The sequence below is a fragment of the Pseudomonas sp. FBCC-B1667 genome, from assembly GCF_059133255.1.
Map to the genome: position 1 here is coordinate 1,201,463 of NZ_CP101437.1, position 18,720 is coordinate 1,220,182.

Here is an 18,720-nt window from a genome sequence, read left to right on the forward strand (position 1 = left end):
GGGGTTGTCATGTCGCACGTATCTGATTTGATCAGCGAGGACATCCTCGCCTACCTGGGCCAGCACGAACGCAAGGAAATGCTGCGCTTTCTGACCTGTGGCAATGTCGACGACGGCAAGAGCACCCTGATCGGGCGCCTGCTGCACGATTCCAAAATGATCTACGAAGATCACCTGGAAGCCATTACCCGCGATTCGAAAAAAGTCGGCACCACCGGCGATGACATCGACCTGGCATTGCTGGTCGACGGCCTGCAGGCCGAGCGTGAGCAGGGCATCACCATCGATGTCGCTTACCGCTACTTCTCCACCGCCAAACGCAAATTCATCATCGCCGACACCCCTGGCCATGAGCAGTACACCCGCAACATGGCCACCGGTGCATCCACTTGTGACCTGGCGATCATTCTGGTCGACGCCCGTTACGGTGTGCAGACCCAGACCCGACGCCACAGCTTCATTGCCTCGTTGCTTGGCATCAAACACATCGTTGTGGCCATCAACAAGATGGACCTCAATGGCTTCGACGAAAACGTCTTCGAGTCGATCAAGGCCGATTACCTGAAGTTCGCCGAAGGCATCGCCTTCAAGCCGACCACCATGGCCTTCGTGCCTATGTCGGCGCTCAAGGGCGACAACGTGGTGAACAAGTCCGAGCGCTCGCCGTGGTACACCGGCCAGTCGCTGATGGAAATTCTGGAAACGGTCGAAATCGCCAGCGACCGCAATTACACCGACCTGCGTTTCCCGGTGCAATACGTCAACCGTCCGAACCTTAATTTCCGAGGTTTCGCCGGCACCCTGGCCAGCGGCGTCGTGCACAAGGGCGACGAAGTCGTTGTGCTGCCGTCGGGCAAGAGCAGCCGCGTAAAATCCATCGTCACCTTCGAGGGTGAACTGGAGCACGCGGGGCCGGGTCAGGCGGTGACGCTGACCATGGAAGACGAAATCGACATCTCTCGTGGCGACCTGCTGGTGCACGCCGACAACCTGCCGCAAGTGACTGACGCCTTTGACGCCATGCTGGTGTGGATGGCTGAAGAACCGATGCTGCCGGGCAAGAAATACGACATCAAGCGCGCCACGACGTACGTGCCGGGTTCGATCACCAGCATCGTCAACCGCGTTGACGTGAACACTATGGAAGAAGGTCCTGCCAGCTCGTTGCAGTTGAACGAGATCGGTCGTGTCAAGATCAGCCTCGATGCGGCCATTGCGCTGGACGGTTACGCGAGTAACCGCACCACCGGTTCGTTCATCGTCATTGATCGTTTGACCAATGGCACCGTCGCTGCCGGCATGATCATCGCTCAGCCAGTGGCGCATGGCAGCGCTACGCACCATGGCAAACTTGCTCACGTCGCCACCGAGGAACGCGCCCAGCGTTTTGGCCAGCAACCGGCCACCGTGTTGTTCAGCGGCTTGTCGGGCGCGGGAAAAAGCACCCTGGCCTACGCGGTTGAACGCAAGCTGTTCGACATGGGCCGTGCAGTGTTTGTGCTCGATGGCCAGAACCTGCGTCATGACCTGAACAAAGGTCTGCCCCAGGATCGCGCCGGGCGTACCGAAAACTGGCGTCGTGCGGCACACGTGGCGCGTCAGTTCAACGAAGCCGGTTTGCTGACCCTTGCAGCCTTCGTTGCACCGAGTGCCGAAGGTCGTGAGCAGGCCCGGGAACTGATCGGCAAAGAGCGTTTGCTGACTGTTTACGTTCAGGCCTCGCCGGCTGTTTGCGCCGAACGTGACCCGCAAGGTCTGTACGCGGCGGCCGGGGATAACATCCCGGGCGACTCCTTCCCGTTCGATGTGCCGCTCGATGCCGACCTTGTGGTCGACACCCAGTCGCTGTCGCTGGAAGAAAGCGTCAAGCAGGTGCTGGATCTGTTGCGTAGCCGCGGCGCGATCTAAGCGCTGGCAGCCCATAAAAAACCCGCCGATGAGTAATCATCGGCGGGTTTTTTTGTGTCCGGGAGGGCGCCTTCGCGAGCAAGCCCGCTTCCACATTCAATCTCTGGCGTTCGCGAAACCTGTGTTCACCGAAGATCTGACAGGGGGGCGGGCTTGCTCGCGAACAGGTCAGTACAGGCGCCTCAAGACTTGCCCGGATACTCCCGATGCATCTGCTCCAGCAATGCATCCTTATCCAGCCACAGCTGATTGATCCACCCCTGAAACTGCAATCGATACTCGCCATCCTGGTCGTAGTTCTTGCCGATAAACTGCGGCGGTATCTTCAGCTCCTGAAAATGCACGACCACATCCTTCACATTCCCGCAGAGCAAATCCCAATACCCCGGACGGCCGCCCGGATAGTGAATCGTCACGTTGACGATGGACTCCAGCTGCTCGCCCATCGCGTCCAGCACAAATGCAATGCCGCCGGCCTTGGGTTTGAGCAAATATTTGAACGGTGATTTCTGCTGGGCATGCTTGCCCTCGGTGAAGCGCGTGCCCTCAACGAAGTTGAAAATCCCCACCGGGCTGTTGCGAAATTTCGCGCAGGTCTTGCGGGTGGTTTCCAGGTCTTTGCCTTTTTTCTCCGGGTGCTTTTCCAGATACGCCTTGGAGTAGCGCTTCATGAACGGAAAGCCCAGCGTCCACCAGGCCAGACCGATCACCGGCACCCAGATCAGCTCTTGCTTGAGAAAAAACTTCAGCGGCTGGATGCGACGGTTGAGCACGTATTGCAGCACCATGATGTCGACCCAGCTCTGGTGGTTGCTGGTGATCAGGTACGAGTGCCGATAGTCCAGACCTTCCAGGCCGCTGAGGTGCCAGCGGGTGCGGCAGACCAGGTTCATCCACGCTTTGTTATTGCTGACCCACGCTTCATGGGTGTGGCTCATCAACCAGCGCGTGAAACGCTGGGTGATGGCGAACGGCAGCACCTTGAAAATCGCCACGCAGAACAGAAACGAGCAAAGCAAGATGGTATTGAGGGCCAACAATAACGAGGCAATCACACCGCGCACGGCGGCAGGCAGGGAATCCAGCATTTAAACATCCATAGGTCGGTTGGCAGCCTGGATCGCGGTCAACGCGATGGTGTAGACGATGTCATCGACTTGCGCACCGCGCGGCAGGTCGTTCACCGGTTTGCGCAGGCCTTGCAGCATTGGCCCGAGACTCACGCAGTCGGCGCTGCGCTGCACGGCTTTGTGGGTGGTGTTGCCGGTGTTCAGGTCGGGGAACACGAACACCGTTGCGCGACCGGCGACCTGGCTGTTGGGAGCCAGTTGCCGGGCGACGGTTTCGTTGGCGGCGGCGTCGTACTGCAGCGGACCGTCGATCAGCAGCGCGTTTTGCTGTTCGTGGGCGAGCAGCGTCGCTTCGCGCACTTTCTCGACTTCTTCGCCGGTGGCGGACTCACCGCTGGAATAGCTGATCATTGCCACGCGCGGAGTGATGCCGAACGCGGCCGCCGAATCGGCGCTTTGCAGGGCGATCTCGGCCAGTTCGCTGGCGCTCGGGTGCGGGTTCATCACGCAGTCGCCGTAGACCAGCACTTCTTCGGGGAACAGCATGAAGAACACCGACGACACCAAGGTGCAACCCGGTGCCGTTTTAATCAGCTGCAGGGCAGGGCGGATGGTGTTGGCGGTGGAGTGGATGACGCCGGAGACGAGGCCATCGACTTCATCCAGCGCCAGCATCATGGTGCCGATCACTACGGTGTCTTCCAGTTGCTGCTCGGCCATCGGTGCGTTGAGACTTTTGCTTTTGCGCAGCGCAACCATTGGCTCGACATAGCGTTCGCGAATCAGGTCCGGGTCGAGAATTTCCAGGCCGGGCGGTAGATCGATACCTTGAGCGCGGGCCACGGCTTCGACGTCCGCCGGTTTCGCCAGCAACACGCAACGGGCAATGCCACGGGCCTGACAGATCGCCGCGGCTTGCACGGTCAACGGCTCGCTGCCTTCTGGCAGCACGATGCGCTTGTTGGCGGCCTGGGCGCGCTGGATCAATTGATAGCGGAACACGGCGGGCGACAGACGCATCTCACGCGGGGTGCCGCAGCGCTGGTGCAGCCAGTTGGCATCGAGGTGGCTGGCGACGAAATCGGTGATGATCTCCGCACGTTCGCGGTCATCGATCGGGATTTCCTTGTTCAAACCGTTCAACTGGTTGGCGGTGTCGTAGGAGCCGGTGCTCACCGACAACACCGGTAAACCCGCCTGCAACGCGCCACGGCACAGGTCCATGATGCGCGGGTCGGGCAGGGTGTCGCTGGTCAGCAGCAGGCCGGCCAGCGGCACGCCGTTCATGGCGGCGAGGCTGACGGCGAGGATAATGTCGTCGCGATCACCGGGCGTCACCACCAGCACACCGGGCTTGAGCAGCTCCACAGTGTTACGCATGGTGCGGGCGCAGATGATGATGTTGGTCATGCGGCGGGTTTCGTAGTCGCCAGCATTGAGGATTTGTGCGCCCATCAAATCGGCCACGTCCCGAGTGCGCGGGGCGTTCAATTCCGGTCGGAACGGGATGCAGCCCAGCAGACGGAAATCACCGCTGCGCAGCAATGGTGAGTGTTCCTTCAGGCGCGTGGCGAAGGCGTCCATGCTTTCGTCGGTCTTGACCTTGTTGAGGATCACGCCGAGGACTTTCGGGTCTTTCGGCCCGCCGAACAATTGCGCCTGCAATTCCACGCGGCCAGAGAGTTCGGTCAGGGCTTCGCTTTCCGGCGCCGAGACCAGAATCACGTCGGCATCCAGGCTCTTGGCCAAATGCAGGTTGACCCGTGCGGCGTAACTGGCGCTGCGGGTCGGGACCATGCCTTCGACGACCAGCACGTCCTTGCCGACAGCGGCTTGCTGATAAAGGGTGATGATTTCTTCGAGCAGCTCATCCAGCTGACCATCGCCGAGCATCCGCTCGACGTGCGCCAGACCGAGTGGTTGCGGTGGCCGCAAGCCGTGGGTGCGCGCCACCAATTCGGTGGAACGTTCCGGGCCGGTGTCACCCGGATGTGGTTGGGCAATCGGTTTGAAAAAACCGACTTTGAGGCCGGCGCGCTCAAGCGTGCGCACCAGCCCGAGGCTGATGGAGGTCAGACCCACACCAAAATCGGTGGGTGCGATAAAAAAAGTTTGCATGCGGATTCTCTAAGGGAGCATGGCAAAGGCGATCGTTTATACCTGACGATCTACCGAAATTCAGTCGCCAAGGTTATCGCTAACCGGGCCTTGTGCGCACCAACCGCAGTCAAAGGGCTGGCCTATTTTTTCAATACGTTGCGCGGGGTCGAGGACCCAGGCGCGCGATTGCCACGGTGGCTGATGGCGCAGGTGCTGGGTGTGGCCACAGGAAAGCTCCGCCACCCAATGCCCGTCCTCATCCTGATGGAAACCGGTGACCGTTGCCCCTGGCGTCGCCAACCTTCCGTCCGGGTTGTGTTCGCTTTCGGGCGATGGCTTCGCTAAACTTGGCCTTTCTTCATTCTTATGCAAAAGGTCTCGCCCCATGCTGATCGCCGCCAATAAGGCTGTCTCCATCGACTATACCCTGACCAACGACGCTGGTGAGGTCATCGACAGCTCCGCCGGTGGCGCGCCGCTGGTCTACCTGCAAGGCGCAGGTAACATCATCCCGGGCCTGGAAAAGGCACTGGAAGGCAAGAAAGTCGGTGACGAACTGACCGTTGCCGTTGAACCTGAAGATGCTTACGGCGAGTACGCTGCCGAACTGGTCAGCACTTTGAGCCGCAGCATGTTCGAAGGCGTCGACGAACTGGAAGTGGGCATGCAGTTCCACGCTTCCGCGCCAGACGGTCAGATGCAGATCGTCACCATTCGCGATCTGGACGGCGACGAAGTCACCGTCGACGGCAACCACCCGTTGGCCGGTCAGCGCCTGAATTTCCAAGTCAAGATCATCGACATTCGTGACGCCAGCCAGGAAGAAATCGCTCATGGTCACGTCCATGGCGAAGGTGGCCATCACCACTGATTTTCTGCGCTAAGCTCAGAGAACTGGAGAGGCGCCTTGAGGGCGCCTTTTTAGTCGGCGGCTGTCCCTGGCGATTGCCAAGTGGCTGTTTCGAGAAGAACACGGGAATTTGGAGTTCGTCATGAGTGCTTTTCACGACCTTAAGTTGACAGCCCTGGATGGACAGGAGCTACCGCTGGCGCCTTTCAAAGGGCAAGTCGTGCTGGTAGTCAACGTCGCCTCCAAATGTGGCTTGACCCCACAGTACGCAGCGCTGGAAAACCTCTACCAGCAATACAAAGGCAAGGGTTTCAGCGTACTCGGCTTGCCTTGCAACCAGTTTGCCGGGCAGGAGCCGGGCTCCGAGCAGGAAATCCAGGAGTTTTGCAGCCTCAACTATGGCGTGACCTTTCCGTTGTCCAGCAAGCTGGAAGTCAACGGGCATGAACGTCATCAGCTGTACCGTCTGCTGGCGGGCGAGGGTGCGGAGTTCCCGGGTGACATTACCTGGAACTTCGAAAAATTCCTGCTGGGCAAGGACGGTCGTGTGCTGGCGCGGTTTTCCCCGCGTACGGCGCCGGATGACCCGACGATCGTGCATGCAATTGAAAAAGCGTTGAGCTGAACCCCAAAAATCGCAGCCCTCGGGCTGCGATTTTTTATGCGCGCCTTTTGACCCTTAATCACCCAGATCAATAGTGCTGTGCATCACATTGAACTGCACATATTATCGCCGTCATAAAATTTCATCCCGTCGATATCGTTTTCGTGGAGTGCCCATGCCAATTAAAGCCCTGTTCAAACCGTTCCACCTCGGCACCCTCGAACTGCCGACCCGCGTCGTCATGGCGCCGATGACCCGCTCGTTTTCGCCAGGCGGCGTGCCTAATTCCAAAGTGATCGAGTACTACCGTCGCCGCGCCGCCGCTGGCGTGGGCTTGATCATCACCGAAGGCACCACTGTCGGTCACAAGGCGTCGAACGGCTACCCGAACGTGCCGCATTTCTACGGTGAAGCCGCACTGGCCGGCTGGAAGAAAGTCGTCGATGCAGTGCACGCCGAAGGCGGAAAGATCGTTCCACAGTTGTGGCATGTCGGTAGCGTGCGCCGTATCGGCACCGAACCGGATGCGAGCGTGCCGGGTTACGGCCCGTCGGAAAAACTGAAGGACGGTCAGGTCGTGGTTCACGGCATGACCAAACAAGATATCCAGGAGGTGATCGCCGCGTTCGCCCAAGCCGCCAAGGATGCCCAGAGCATCGGCATGGATGGCGTGGAAATCCACGGCGCCCACGGTTATCTGGTCGATCAGTTCTTCTGGGACGGCAGCAACCAGCGCACCGACGAATACGGCGGTGATCTGGCCAACCGTTCACGTTTCGCCATCGAACTGATTCAAGCCGTCCGTGCCGCAGTCGGCGAAGGTTTCCCGATCATTTTCCGATTCTCGCAGTGGAAGCAGCAGGATTACACCGCGCGTCTGGTGCAAACGCCGGAAGCGCTGGGCGAATTCCTCAAGCCATTGTCCGACGCTGGCGTGGATATTTTCCACTGCTCGACACGCCGTTTCTGGGAGCCGGAATTCGACGGTTCCGAGCTGAACCTTGCCGGCTGGACCCGTAAATTGACGGGTAAGCCGACCATTACCGTAGGCAGCGTGGGCCTGGATGGCGAGTTCCTGCAGTTCATGGTCAACACCGACAAGATCGCCCAACCGGCGAGCCTGGAGAAACTGCTGGAGCGCTTGAACAACGACGAATTCGACCTGGTGGCTGTGGGTCGTGCGTTGCTGGTTGATCCGGACTGGGCGCAGAAGGTGCGTGATGGTCGTGAAGAAGACATCCTGCCGTTCAGCCGTGAGGCGTTGATGACGCTGGTTTAAGCGGCGACTGGAAGGACGCTATCGCGAGCAAGCTCGCTCCCACAGGTTTTGTGCACGACACAGACCCCTGTAGGAGTGAGCCTGCTCGCGATGACTGACCCAATGTCACCAAAAAATCAGGGTACGGTCGATGCATTCGGCACCACCACTTCCCCACCACACGCCCCCCGCAACTGCCCCTCGAACTGCTCGATGATCGCCGCCCAACCCTGGCGCCTCGCATGCTGGCGTGCATTCAAGCGCACACATCGCAAGGTCTCACGCTCTTGCAGCAGCCATGCGGCCGCATCACAGAACGCCTCTTCATCCCCCGGCATCGCCAGCACGCCGTTATAGCCATGACGGATATGCTGGGCTGCCGCCGCCTGATCGTAAGCGACCACCCCCAGCCCCGAGGCCAATGCCTCAAGCACTACGTTGCCAAAGGTTTCGGTCATGCTTGGAAACAGAAACACATCACCTGATGCGTAGTGACTGGCCAACGCTTCGCCACGCTGTGCGCCGCAGAAAACTGCCTCGGGCAGTTCCTGCTCCAGCACCGCTCGTTGCGGGCCGTCGCCGATTACGATCAAGCGCAGATTGCGCTGTGGATAAGTCGCTTTCAGGGCATCGACACTGCGCTTGAGCAAGCCCAGGTTTTTCTCGGGGGCCAAACGCCCGACATGAATGATCGCAATGTCATCGTCGGCCAGTCCCCACTGTCCGCGCAGTGCTGGCAGTCTTTTGCTCGGATGAAACAATTGACTGTCGACGCCCCGGGAGAGCAAGGCCAGGCGTTCGAAACTGCGACGCTCAAGCTCTATCCGCTGGCTGGGGCTCGGCACCAGGGTCAGGGTTGAACGGTTGTGGAACCAGCGCAGGTAGTGAGTCAGCAGGCGCGTCAGCAACCCCAGTCCGTATTGGCGGGAGTACTGCTGAAAGTTGGTGTGAAAGCCGCTGACCACCGAAATCCCCAACCGCCGTGCCGCGCGCAACGCTGACAGGCCCAGCGGTCCTTCAGTGGCGATGTACAGCACGTCTGGTCGATGTCGGGTCCAGCGCCTGAGCAACTTGTGCATCGATGACTGGCCCCACTGCAAGCCGGGATAGCCCGGCAGCGGCCAGCCGCGACACAACAGCAAATCATCGTCACCGCTTATCTGCTGATCACACAGTTGGCGTGGCCGGACCAATTCCACCTGATGCCCACGCGCGCGCAAGCCGTCGCACAAACGGCCGAGGGTATTGGCCACGCCATTGATTTCCGGAGGGAATGTTTCAGTGATCAGGGTGATATGCAGAGCTGTCGTCATGACCTCAGTGTGGGCTGAGGCCATGTCGTCATTGTGGCGCTTTGATGATGGATTTATGACCTGGTCAGCGCTGGGCTACCAGATTTTCCGCGCCGCGCTCACGGACCCAGAACAGCGTCGCCCCGGCCACGGCGGCCGGCATCATCAGAATGTTGACCACCGGGATCAACAGCACCAGATACACGATCCCGCCGAAACTCATGCTCTGCCAGCGCTTCTGCCGCAGCCAGGCGAGCATATCGTTCCAGCCCAGCTTGTGGTTGTCCGCCGGGTAGTCGATGTACTGAATCGCCATCATCCACACCCCGAACAGCAGCCACAGCGGCGCAGCAATAATATTGACCACCGGGATGAAAGACAGGATGAACAGCCCGATCGCCCGGGGCAGGAAGTAGCCCAGTTTGCGCATCTCTCGGGACAGGGTGCGCGGGATCATGGCGATCAGTTCGCCCCAGCTGAAGGACGGGAAATCGTCGGTGCCGCGTACCACCACTTCGACTTTTTCCGCGAGGAAGCCGTTGAACGGCGCGGCGATGACGTTGGCGAGCAGGGTGAAGGTGAAAAACACCATCAACACCACCAGCACCACAAAAATCGGCCAGAGGATGTAGCTGAGAAAACTCAGCCAGTCGGGCAGGGTGGGCATCAGTGTATCGACCCACAGACTGAATTGATGGCCGGCCAGATAAATCAATCCGACGAACAGCACCAGGTTGATGGCCAGCGGCAACAACACGAATAAACGCAGGCTTGGGCTGAGGACCAACTTGAGGCCTTCGCGCAGGTATTGCGGTCCGGACAGGACGGGTGCGGGCATAACGTGCTCCGGGCAGAGGGAAACGCGCCGACCTTACCGGCTTTGCCGAATGGGGGAAAGCGCGGGGGCGGTATCGACATCCACTGTAACAAAGACGCCTATAGAGTCGCTTCAGTGGGATAGAGGCCACCTATGAGCTGGATTGTTAAACCGTATTTCCTTAATCTTCGCCCCCTCGATACGCTGCACCCATTCTTTTTGCAGGACTGTCGTACTCAAGCCTTCCCCAAGGTCAACCACGGTCCTTTTTTATTCCCGCCGGCAACCCGGCGTTCCGTGCCCGATTTTCAGGGCCGGTCAACAGGAGCAGGTCATGTCTGAAGTCCGTCATTCGCGAGTGATTATTCTCGGTTCCGGCCCTGCCGGGTACAGCGCTGCGGTCTATGCCGCCCGTGCCAACCTCAAGCCATTGCTGATCACCGGCATGCAGGCCGGCGGTCAACTGACCACCACTACCGAAGTCGACAACTGGCCCGGCGACGTCCACGGCCTGACCGGCCCGGCGCTGATGGAGCGCATGAAGGAGCACGCCGAGCGCTTTGAAACCGAGATCGTGTTCGATCACATCAATGCCGTGGACTTTGCTTCCAAGCCTTACACCCTGATCGGCGACAGCGCGAAGTACACCTGCGACGCACTGATCATCGCGACCGGCGCCAGCGCTCGTTACCTGGGTCTGCCGTCCGAAGAAGCGTTCATGGGCAAAGGCGTGTCGGCCTGTGCGACCTGCGACGGTTTCTTCTATCGCAACAAGCCAGTGGCGGTGGTCGGCGGCGGCAACACCGCGGTTGAAGAAGCCCTGTACCTGGCCAACATCGCCAGCAAGGTGACCCTGATCCACCGTCGCGAAACCTTCCGCGCCGAGAAGATCCTGATCGATAAGCTCAATGCCCGGGTTGCCGAAGGCAAGATCGAACTGAAGCTGAACTCGAACCTGGATGAAGTCCTGGGCGATAACATGGGCGTGACCGGTGCTCGCCTGAAGAACAACGACGGCAGCTTCGACGAGCTGAAAGTCGACGGCGTATTTATCGCCATCGGCCACACCCCGAACACCTCGTTGTTCGAAGGTCAGCTGACGTTGAAAGACGGCTACCTCGTGGTGCAGGGCGGCCGTGAAGGCAATGCCACAGCGACCAGCGTCGAAGGTGTCTTTGCCGCCGGTGACGTGGCTGACCACGTTTACCGTCAGGCCATTACCTCGGCCGGCGCTGGCTGCATGGCCGCACTGGACACCGAGCGTTACTTGGACGACCTGCAGAACGCCAAGTTCTGAGATCGTTGAAATGAAAAAACCGGCTTTGCAGCCGGTTTTTTTATGTCCGCGATTTTGTGGCCGACCGAAGAACCTGTGGGAGCGAGCTGGCTCGCGATAGCGGTGTATCAGTCGACATCAATGTTGAATGATCAACTGCCATCGCGAGCAAGCTCGCTCCCACAGGGATTGCATGGCTTTGGGCTCAGTCCAATTTCTTCAGGCAGGCCTCAAGGATGTCCAGCCCTTCCTCCAGCACGGAGGCTTCGGTGGTCAACGGCGCCAACAGCCGGATGATGTGGCGCGACTTGCCGCTGGGCATCAGCAGCAAGCCTGCGTCTCGAGCTAACGCCAGCAGCTGCGTCAACTGAGCCGGCGCCGGTGTGCCATCGGCATGGGCCAATTCAATGCCGCGCATCGCGCCAACGCCGGTCAAACGGCCCAGATACGGTGAAAGTTTGCTGTCGCGCCAGGCTTGGTAACGGCTGACGATCGCTTCTTCCTGCTGTGCGCCCCAGGCTTGCAGGTTGGCATCCGTCATTTCATCCAGCGTCGCCAGTCCGGCGGCGCAGGCGATGGGATTGCCCGAATAAGTCCCGCCCAGGCCGCCCTTGGGCAAAGTGTCGAGCAATGACTGACGGCCGACCACCGCGCCCAACGGCACACCGCCAGCAATGCTTTTGCCTAGAAGAATCAGGTCCGGCTCGATGCCTAAACGCGAAAACGCAAAGCGCTCGCCGGTGCGGCCGAAGCCGGACTGGATTTCATCCGCGATCAGCAGGATGTTCTTTTCATCGCAGAACGTGCGCAACGCTTGGGCAAACGCCACGTCCATCGCCAGGAAGCCCGCTTCACCCTGCACCGGTTCAACAATGAAACACGCTACGTCTTCAACGTCGATTTCGACACTGAACAGTCGGTCCATGGCCTTCAGCGCGTCGGCGCAAGTCACGCCATTGTCCTTGCTCGGGTAAGGCAAGTGAAACACCGGGCCGGGAAGCACGCCGACTTTCTGTTTGTAGGGGGCGACCTTGCCGTTGAGGTTGAGGGTGGCGAGGGTGCGGCCGTGGAAAGCGCCGTCGAAGGCGATCACGGCGGTGCGGCCGGTGGCGCCACGGACGATCTTCAAGGCGTTTTCCGCTGCTTCCGCGCCGCTGTTGGTGAACATGCCGCTGACGGGGTAATCCACCGGCATGAACGCGGTCAGGCGCGCCATCAGTTCGAGGTAGGGCACGTGCGGCGCGGCATTGAACGCGTAGTGGGTCAGGCGGGTGGCTTGTTCGCGAATGGCGTCGACGATGCGCGGGTGGCAATGGCCGAGGTTCAGCACGCCGATGCCACCGACGAAATCGATGTAGCGTTTGCCATCGGTGTCCCAGACCTCGGCATTTTTGCCGTGGCTGAGCGTGACAGGATGAACGATGTTGATCGACCGGCTGATGGATTCGCTGCTCATGGATGACCGACTCTGAAGAAGGGATGCTTCTTTTTATCTAAGCCGTGAGCAGCGGTTTGGGGCAAACGAAATAAAGTGGCCGGGTCAATCTTAAAAGTCGGGATGTGCAGTCAGGCGTGAATCAGCGGCGAGTCAGCGGTTGCTCAGTGAACTTCACACCAGCCAGCCCTTGAGCAATCAGTGCGCGGATATTGCCGTGGTCGCTGCCTTCAGGCGTTGCAACCACCGAGCGGTAATGCTCGCCAAACGCCAGCAGCGCTTCTTCGTCGCTCAGGCCTTCCAGCAGCGCCAGACCCAGGGTCTTGCACGAACCTTCGTTCTGACCGGCGGCGTTTTCCACGCCGCCGTTGTTGAAGGCCTTTGGCTGATAGTCGTAACCGGCGGCGATGAAAGCCAGGGTGTCTGCAAAGACGTGTTCGCCGCTCTTTAGGCTGGCACGCAGGGTGTTCAAATCACTCATTGGGTTTTCCTTTGGCGAACGCCGCTTGCTGTTCGGCGCTGGATTCTTGCTGGTATTGGGCTTTCCATTCGGCGTACGGCATGCCGTAAACCACTTCGCGGGCTTCATCGAGGCTGACATCGATCTGGCGTTCGTCGGCAGCGGCCTTGTACCACTTGGACAGGCAGTTGCGGCAGAAACCCGAGAGGTTCATCAGGTCAATGTTCTGCACGTCCTTGCGGCTGTCCAGATGGGCCACTAGCCGGCGAAAGGCGGCGGCTTCAAGTTCCAGGCGTTGTTGATCGTTCATGGGGGCCTCTGCGAGGCAGCTTCGAGCGGCAAGCTTCAAGCTGCAAGATGGATTGCGGTGGCTTGTAGCTTAACGCCTGAAGCTTGAAGCTTGAAGCTTAGCGGCTGGCCGCGAGCGTAATCGACACCGATTCGGCGAATCGCAGGGCGTGAGGTTTGTCGACTTCAACTTCGGCATAAAGCACCGACGTGTTGGCCATGACCAGATCGAGGATTTCCTGCGTCAGGCGTTCCAGCAGGGCAAAGCGGTTGCCCTCCACGTGGGCGATGATTGCCTTGGTGATAGTCCGGTAGTTCAGCGCATGATCGATGTCGTTGTCGCGCACCGCTTCCTGGGCCGCATACAGGATGGTCAGGTTGATCAGCACATCCTGCTTGTTGAGGATTTCATCCTCGTTGATTCCGATGTAGGTCCGCAGGCACAGGTCCTTGACCCTGATGCGTGCCATGCCTGGTTGAAGTTGTGGCATTACGACGTGCTCCGTCCAATCAATTGCAGGAACTCCTGGCGGGTATTGCTCGACTCGCGAAAGGCGCCGAGCATCACCGAGGTGTTCATGGTTGAATTCTGTTTCTCGACACCGCGCATCATCATGCACATGTGCTTGGCTTCGATGACCACCGCGACGCCTGCCGCGCCAGTCACCTGTTGCACCGCATCGGCGATTTGCCGGGTGAGGTTTTCCTGGATTTGCAGGCGCCGGGCGAACATGTCCACCAACCGCGCAATTTTCGACAGGCCCAGCACCTTGCCCGTTGGAATATAAGCCACATGGGCCTTGCCGATGAAGGGCAGCAGGTGATGTTCGCACAGCGAGTACAACTCAATGTTGTCGACGATGACCATTTCATCATTGTCGGACGCGAACAGTGCGCCGTTGACGATCTCTTCGACACTTTGTTCGTAGCCATGGCAGAGGTACTGCATGGCTTTGGCCGCGCGCAGCGGGGTGTCGACCAGGCCTTCGCGATCCGGGTTTTCACCGAGGCCGATGAGGATCTCGCGGTAGCTTTGGGACAGCGCGTTCTGGGGCAGGATCAGCGTCATGGAGCATCCTCGCGGGGCATCTTATTTGATGTGCCTTCCGCCATTGACGGTCAGGGTGGTGCCGGTGACATAGGGGTTGTCGAGCAAGTAGCGCAGGCTCTGGTAGATCACTTCGCTGCCAGGTTCGATGCCCAGCGCGGACTTGGCCAGCGCCTTGGCGCGGTAAGCCGCGTCGTCCTCGGGGTTGAACATTAACAGGGCAGGCGCGATACCGTTGACCTTGATTGTCGGCGCATATTTAGCGGCGAAGGACAGGGTCAGGCTGTCGAGCCCGGCTTTGCTGGCGCAGTAGCCGATGTGCTGGCTGCTGCCCTTGCGCGTCACGTCATCGCTGATGTGCACAATGTCCGCCGGGTGTGAGCGTTGCAGCAAGTCGGCACAATGCAGGTTGATCAGGTAGGGCGCAAGCATGTGCACGCTGAACATACTGGTGAAGGCGGCGGCGTCGTTGTCCGGCGTTTCGCTCAGCCATTCGGACGCGTTGTGGACAATCGCCCGCAGGCTGTCAGTGTGGGTTTTCAGGGCGGTGATGAATGTCAGGATCCCGGCTTCAGTGGCAAAATCGGCAAATACCGCGATAGCACCCAGATCGCGCAATGCCTGGACGCCGGGGCGCTCACGGCGGTAGCTGAATATCACCTGATGGCCGTCTTCAATCAAACGCTGCGCACAATGCAGGCCGACACGCTGGCCTGCACCGGTGATGAGGATTGGGGCTGCGAAAGTGGTCATGAACGGCTCGCGTCGCGGTAAGAGCAAAACTATACCAGCGACGGGAGGCGTGTACCTAGGCGGGTGACGGCTTAGCGGTTCTGCGTGGAAGGCTGGACGGTCAATGGTCGTGCCGGTGTGTTGTTCAGCCAGTTGGCCAGTAGACGGGTCGACAAAGGAATGAAGAAGTAGACCATCAACGGTGTCAGGCACAGCGTGCTGACAAGCACTCGCAGAAGCAGGCTCACTTCGTTCAGCAAAGGCCCCAGGATAAAGTTGAACAACAGGGACACCGGAAAGAAAGCCAACCAGATCGCCACGGCCTGTTTCCAGCGGGGCGGGCGCTGACCGACGGCGCCGAACCAGCCTTCGATCCCGCTGACGCGGTGTTCCGTCTTGTGGGCGAACAGGTCACTGCCGCGCGCCAGCCAGGCCGTGCGCGACGCAGAGTGTTCCCAGGCGTGCATTGTCTGCTCGTCGGCAAAGCGAAAGATAATCTGGAATTCGTCATCGTCGGGCGGTGGAGCGAGCACGCCGGAGCCGAGATAACCGGGAAAATCGGTGGCCAGTTGTTCGCCTTCGCGCAACCAGGCCATCAGGTCCTGATAGCGTCCTTCGGCAACGCGGCGCGCAACCATCAGCGTGACGGGGGAGGTAGACATCATGTATCTCCGTAGACGTTTGCGTTACACCGGGTAGGCGTTTCGCCAGGCACAGCACCGGGGTAGTGGGCTGCGACTTTAGACAAGCAAGGATTATTCCTGATTAAGGTCAAGAACCCAAAGACGTTTGTCTATAATTAATGCCTTGAACAGTTGGGGGATAGGAGGGTTAAAATGGGATCCAATTTGGCCATGGAAGTCGACTTCTGATGCCGGTTCTGACTGACGTTACTTCTGTCCCGCAATCGAAGATTTCCCTGGATCGGGAAGAGCTTTTTCCCATTCGCGAGGTGGCCCGGCTGACGGGTATCAATCCGGTTACGCTGCGTGCTTGGGAGCGGCGTTACGGCCTGATCCAGCCCACGCGCACCGAAAGTGGGCATCGTTTGTACTCGATGGCCGATATCGAGCGCATTCGCAGCATCCTTGGCTGGATCGAGCGCGGCGTCGCGGTCAGCAAGGTTGGCGAGATTCTGACCAAGATCGAACCGCTCAAGGCGCTGGCGCCTATCATTTCCGACGAACTCGCTCGCGCCGACTATGAGCATTGGCAAGAACGAGTCCTGGTCGCGGTGAAGGCTTTTGATGAGGTTCAGCTGGAGCAGGTTTATGGGCAGATTTTCTCCAGCTACCCGCTCTCGGTGGTGTTTGAGGACATATTACTGCCGCTCTGGAAGCGATTGCTGCACCACCATGAAGCCTTTGGCCTGACCAGCAAATGGCTTTTTCTGGACGGCTTTCTGCGTTCTCGCGTGTTGCAAAGGCTGCTGCTGGTGCGGGTCATGCAGCCGCGTCGAATCATTGTCTGTGCTCTCGCCGAACAGGCCCATGAGCTGGAAGTCCTGATCACCGCGCTGTACTTGAGCTCCGTCGATTCGGCGATTCAGTTGCTGGCAATTGGTCAGCCCTTCGACGAGTTGACGCTGATTTGTGAGCGGGTCAAACCGCAGGCGTTGGTGTTGGTGTCCAATCACGCGCCGACCGCAGAAATGCCTCGGCGTCTGATTCGCCTGGCCATGAGCCTGGATTGTCAGTTGTTGCTCGCCGGTGATGCGTCGGAACTGGCTCAGGAAAGCCTGGCCGGGTCGTCGATCGGATGTCTGGGGAACGGGGGGGCGGTGATGCGCCAGCGTCTGAAACAGTTCCTGGCGGGAAATCTGGATACCTGAGGTTCAGGTATGCAGCGCAGGGTGCGTCAGGCGATGTTGCTGAAGGATGTACTGACGCAAGCGTTCGGTTTCGTCCTTGTCAGATTGACTCAGCTCATAGGCATAAAAACCCTGTTCGGTTTCACGCTCAAAGCTGCCGCGCAATGCAATCCGTTCATAGCCTGACGGGCTGAACCACAAGGCAAAATGCTTGGGTGGCTTGGTCTTGTTGCGTACTTCCAGCAAAACCCCTTTGCACGAAACTTCATGCACAGACATCGTGCCGGGCTGGCCTTTGGCGTTTTCCAGCGCCACCGGTTCTTCGAGCACCAGGCGCCAAGGACGAACCATCGGCCCATCTTCGTAAATGCTCGGCACACCCAGACGTAAATGCAGCGCATGAAACTCGTCTTCCACCAGATGCAGGGGGAAGGTCATTTGCTGGTTTTCGAAATTGGCCTGAATCGTGACTTGCTCATGAGCGGCGAGGCGTGTGAGCAAATCACGTATCTGCGAACCACCGTTGACGAGCAGGCTCGACGTCGCATCCCGCACATTAAGCTGCGGGTTGTGTTGCATGGTCTGGATGAAATCCAGCTCATCCTGAGTGAGGAGTGCGTCGCGCTGCATGGCTTGCTCGAAAGATATAGTTACAAAGTCATTGGTGATTGTAGTTAATGACACTTAATTCGCAGTTTTGTTTGCTCCGTTCGTCGCTTTCAGCGAAGAAACTTCGGCGAGCGCCTCGGCTAACTGTGATTCCAGCTGCGCCACGCGTTGCTGCGCTTTGACTTGCGTCGTAACGTCCTTTTGCACGCCGACGAAATACGTCTGTCCGTCGATCGGGTTTTTCACCGTCGACAGCGAGAGTTCGTTCCAGAAAGGCGTGCCGTCCTTGCGGTAGTTCCTGAGGATTTCCCGGCAGGATCCATTCTTGTTTAATGTTTCGCGAATGATTGAAAGCGCTTTCTGATCCCGGTCGCCGGATTGCAAGAAGCGACAATCCTGATAGAGGACTTCTTCGCTGGTGTAACCCGTGAGTCGTTCGAACGCCGGGTTCACGTAAATCAGAATGTTGTCCAGCTCGCCTTCCTTTTCGGCAATCACGATGCCGTCGTTGGAAGCATTGATCGCCATTTGCAGCAATTGAGCATTGATCATCGGAGAGTCCTTTCCGGTGTGAGGGTGTGTTGCATTCTAAAAGAACAATGCTTGTCCTGCTGTTAATATCCGGTCTTTCACTCAGTTTCAGGATCAGATTGATGAAAGTCGCCATTATTTCCGGCTCGGTGTACGGCACAGCTGAAGAAGTTGCCCGTCGGGCTGCAAGTATTTTGAACGCTGCCGGTTACGAAACCCTGCAGAACCCGCGCGCGTCACTGGCCGATGTCCTGGCGTTCGAACCGCAAGCGTTTCTGGCGGTGACGTCGACCACCGGCATGGGTGAATTGCCGGACAACCTGCAACCGTTGTATTCGATGATTCGCGATCAATTGCCCGCCACCTGGCGCGGCCTGCCGGGAGCAGTCATTGCCTTGGGCGATGCCAGCTATGGCGATACGTTCTGCGGCGGCGGCGAGCAAATGCGCGAATTGTTCGGTGAACTGGGGCTGCGCGAAGTACTGCCGATGCTGCGTCTGGACGCCAGCGAAACCGTGAACCCCGAAGACGATGCCGAGCCTTGGCTGGCGAAATTGGTCAGCGCTTTGCGCTGAAGATGAGGCTCGTCATACTTCTTGCGAGCCAGTCGAGTCTCTGCGCGACAGGGTTAC

The 18,720-nt window shown here is 59.1% G+C and carries 21 protein-coding genes; 7 read left to right on the forward strand and 14 right to left on the reverse strand.

Annotated elements, in window-relative coordinates; all coding sequences use genetic code 11:
* The first annotated feature begins 9 nt into the window (after positions 1–9).
* The gene (gene cysN, locus NL116_RS05240) at positions 10–1,908 is read left to right on the forward strand and encodes a sulfate adenylyltransferase subunit CysN (protein WP_494376279.1); all 1,899 of its coding nucleotides are present in this window, start codon (positions 10–12) and stop codon (positions 1,906–1,908) included.
* Positions 1,909–2,090: 182 nt separating this feature from the next.
* On the opposite strand, the gene yihG is transcribed toward cysN, so the two are convergent.
* From yihG to NL116_RS05255, 3 genes are read right to left on the reverse strand one after another with little or no spacing between them, the layout of a single operon-like run.
* Positions 2,091–2,996 carry a 1-acylglycerol-3-phosphate O-acyltransferase, YihG family gene (yihG, locus tag NL116_RS05245; protein WP_494376280.1) on the reverse strand — a complete coding sequence of 302 codons (906 nt, stop codon included), beginning with the start codon at positions 2,994–2,996 and terminating at the stop codon, positions 2,091–2,093.
* A complete protein-coding gene (gene pta / locus NL116_RS05250; protein ID WP_494376281.1) occupies positions 2,997–5,096 on the reverse strand; it encodes a phosphate acetyltransferase in 2,100 nt (699 codons plus the stop codon).
* Between the two features lie 60 nt (positions 5,097–5,156).
* Positions 5,157–5,495, reverse strand: a complete 339-nt coding sequence (locus NL116_RS05255; RefSeq protein ID WP_081743972.1) for a DUF3565 domain-containing protein — start codon at positions 5,493–5,495, stop codon at positions 5,157–5,159.
* Here NL116_RS05255 and NL116_RS05260 point away from each other — a divergent pair.
* The 3 genes from NL116_RS05260 (at position 5,464) to NL116_RS05270 (ending at position 7,811) form a co-directional block, all read left to right on the forward strand.
* Complete coding sequence (locus tag NL116_RS05260; protein WP_494376282.1) at positions 5,464–5,949, forward strand: FKBP-type peptidyl-prolyl cis-trans isomerase; 486 nt, start codon at positions 5,464–5,466, stop codon at positions 5,947–5,949. The two genes, NL116_RS05255 and NL116_RS05260, sit on opposite strands and share 32 nt — an antisense overlap.
* 121 nt (positions 5,950–6,070) lie before the next feature.
* Complete coding sequence (locus tag NL116_RS05265) at positions 6,071–6,553, forward strand: glutathione peroxidase (RefSeq protein WP_027924552.1); 483 nt, start codon at positions 6,071–6,073, stop codon at positions 6,551–6,553.
* Positions 6,554–6,707: 154 nt separating this feature from the next.
* A complete protein-coding gene (locus NL116_RS05270) occupies positions 6,708–7,811 on the forward strand; it encodes an NADH:flavin oxidoreductase (RefSeq protein WP_494376283.1) in 1,104 nt (367 codons plus the stop codon).
* A gap of 116 nt (positions 7,812–7,927) precedes the next feature.
* Here NL116_RS05270 and NL116_RS05275 read toward each other — a convergent pair whose 3' ends face one another.
* Both NL116_RS05275 and cysZ read right to left on the reverse strand, forming a co-directional pair.
* Positions 7,928–9,127 carry a glycosyltransferase family 4 protein gene (locus NL116_RS05275; RefSeq protein WP_494376284.1) on the reverse strand — a complete coding sequence of 400 codons (1,200 nt, stop codon included), beginning with the start codon at positions 9,125–9,127 and terminating at the stop codon, positions 7,928–7,930.
* Between the two features lie 40 nt (positions 9,128–9,167).
* Positions 9,168–9,920, reverse strand: a complete 753-nt coding sequence (cysZ, locus tag NL116_RS05280; RefSeq protein ID WP_494376285.1) for a sulfate transporter CysZ — start codon at positions 9,918–9,920, stop codon at positions 9,168–9,170.
* Positions 9,921–10,233: 313 nt separating this feature from the next.
* Here cysZ and trxB point away from each other — a divergent pair, with 313 nt between their 5' ends.
* Entirely contained in the window at positions 10,234–11,196 is a 963-nt protein-coding gene (gene trxB, locus NL116_RS05285; RefSeq protein ID WP_494376286.1) for a thioredoxin-disulfide reductase, read from the forward strand.
* A gap of 184 nt (positions 11,197–11,380) precedes the next feature.
* Here trxB and NL116_RS05290 read toward each other — a convergent pair whose 3' ends face one another.
* The 7 genes from NL116_RS05290 to NL116_RS05320 form a co-directional block, all read right to left on the reverse strand.
* Positions 11,381–12,631 carry a 2-aminoadipate transaminase gene (locus NL116_RS05290; RefSeq protein WP_494376287.1) on the reverse strand — a complete coding sequence of 417 codons (1,251 nt, stop codon included), beginning with the start codon at positions 12,629–12,631 and terminating at the stop codon, positions 11,381–11,383.
* Positions 12,632–12,752: 121 nt separating this feature from the next.
* Complete coding sequence (locus NL116_RS05295) at positions 12,753–13,091, reverse strand: HopJ type III effector protein (RefSeq protein WP_494376288.1); 339 nt, start codon at positions 13,089–13,091, stop codon at positions 12,753–12,755.
* Entirely contained in the window at positions 13,084–13,380 is a 297-nt protein-coding gene (locus NL116_RS05300) for a DUF1244 domain-containing protein (RefSeq protein WP_494376289.1), read from the reverse strand. The genes NL116_RS05295 and NL116_RS05300 overlap by 8 nt, the downstream gene beginning before the upstream one ends.
* 97 nt (positions 13,381–13,477) lie before the next feature.
* Positions 13,478–13,849, reverse strand: a complete 372-nt coding sequence (gene folX, locus NL116_RS05305) for a dihydroneopterin triphosphate 2'-epimerase (protein ID WP_027924563.1) — start codon at positions 13,847–13,849, stop codon at positions 13,478–13,480.
* Complete coding sequence (gene folE, locus NL116_RS05310; protein WP_494376290.1) at positions 13,849–14,427, reverse strand: GTP cyclohydrolase I FolE; 579 nt, start codon at positions 14,425–14,427, stop codon at positions 13,849–13,851. The genes folX and folE overlap by 1 nt, the downstream gene beginning before the upstream one ends.
* 21 nt (positions 14,428–14,448) lie before the next feature.
* On the reverse strand, positions 14,449–15,159 hold the full coding sequence (gene folM, locus NL116_RS05315) for a dihydromonapterin reductase (RefSeq protein WP_494376291.1): 711 nt from the start codon (positions 15,157–15,159) through the stop codon (positions 14,449–14,451).
* Positions 15,160–15,230: 71 nt separating this feature from the next.
* Positions 15,231–15,800, reverse strand: coding sequence for an antibiotic biosynthesis monooxygenase (locus NL116_RS05320; protein WP_494376292.1), 570 nt, complete (start codon positions 15,798–15,800; stop codon positions 15,231–15,233).
* Positions 15,801–16,009: 209 nt separating this feature from the next.
* Here NL116_RS05320 and NL116_RS05325 point away from each other — a divergent pair, with 209 nt between their 5' ends.
* The gene (locus NL116_RS05325) at positions 16,010–16,969 is read left to right on the forward strand and encodes a MerR family transcriptional regulator (RefSeq protein ID WP_494376293.1); all 960 of its coding nucleotides are present in this window, start codon (positions 16,010–16,012) and stop codon (positions 16,967–16,969) included.
* A gap of 3 nt (positions 16,970–16,972) precedes the next feature.
* Here NL116_RS05325 and NL116_RS05330 read toward each other — a convergent pair whose 3' ends face one another.
* A complete protein-coding gene (locus NL116_RS05330) occupies positions 16,973–17,578 on the reverse strand; it encodes a hypothetical protein (RefSeq protein ID WP_494376294.1) in 606 nt (201 codons plus the stop codon).
* 54 nt (positions 17,579–17,632) lie between these two features.
* Complete coding sequence (locus tag NL116_RS05335; RefSeq protein ID WP_494376295.1) at positions 17,633–18,109, reverse strand: PAS domain S-box protein; 477 nt, start codon at positions 18,107–18,109, stop codon at positions 17,633–17,635.
* Between the two features lie 101 nt (positions 18,110–18,210).
* Here NL116_RS05335 and NL116_RS05340 point away from each other — a divergent pair, with 101 nt between their 5' ends.
* Entirely contained in the window at positions 18,211–18,663 is a 453-nt protein-coding gene (locus NL116_RS05340; protein ID WP_494376296.1) for a flavodoxin, read from the forward strand.
* Positions 18,664–18,720: the final 57 nt, after the last annotated feature.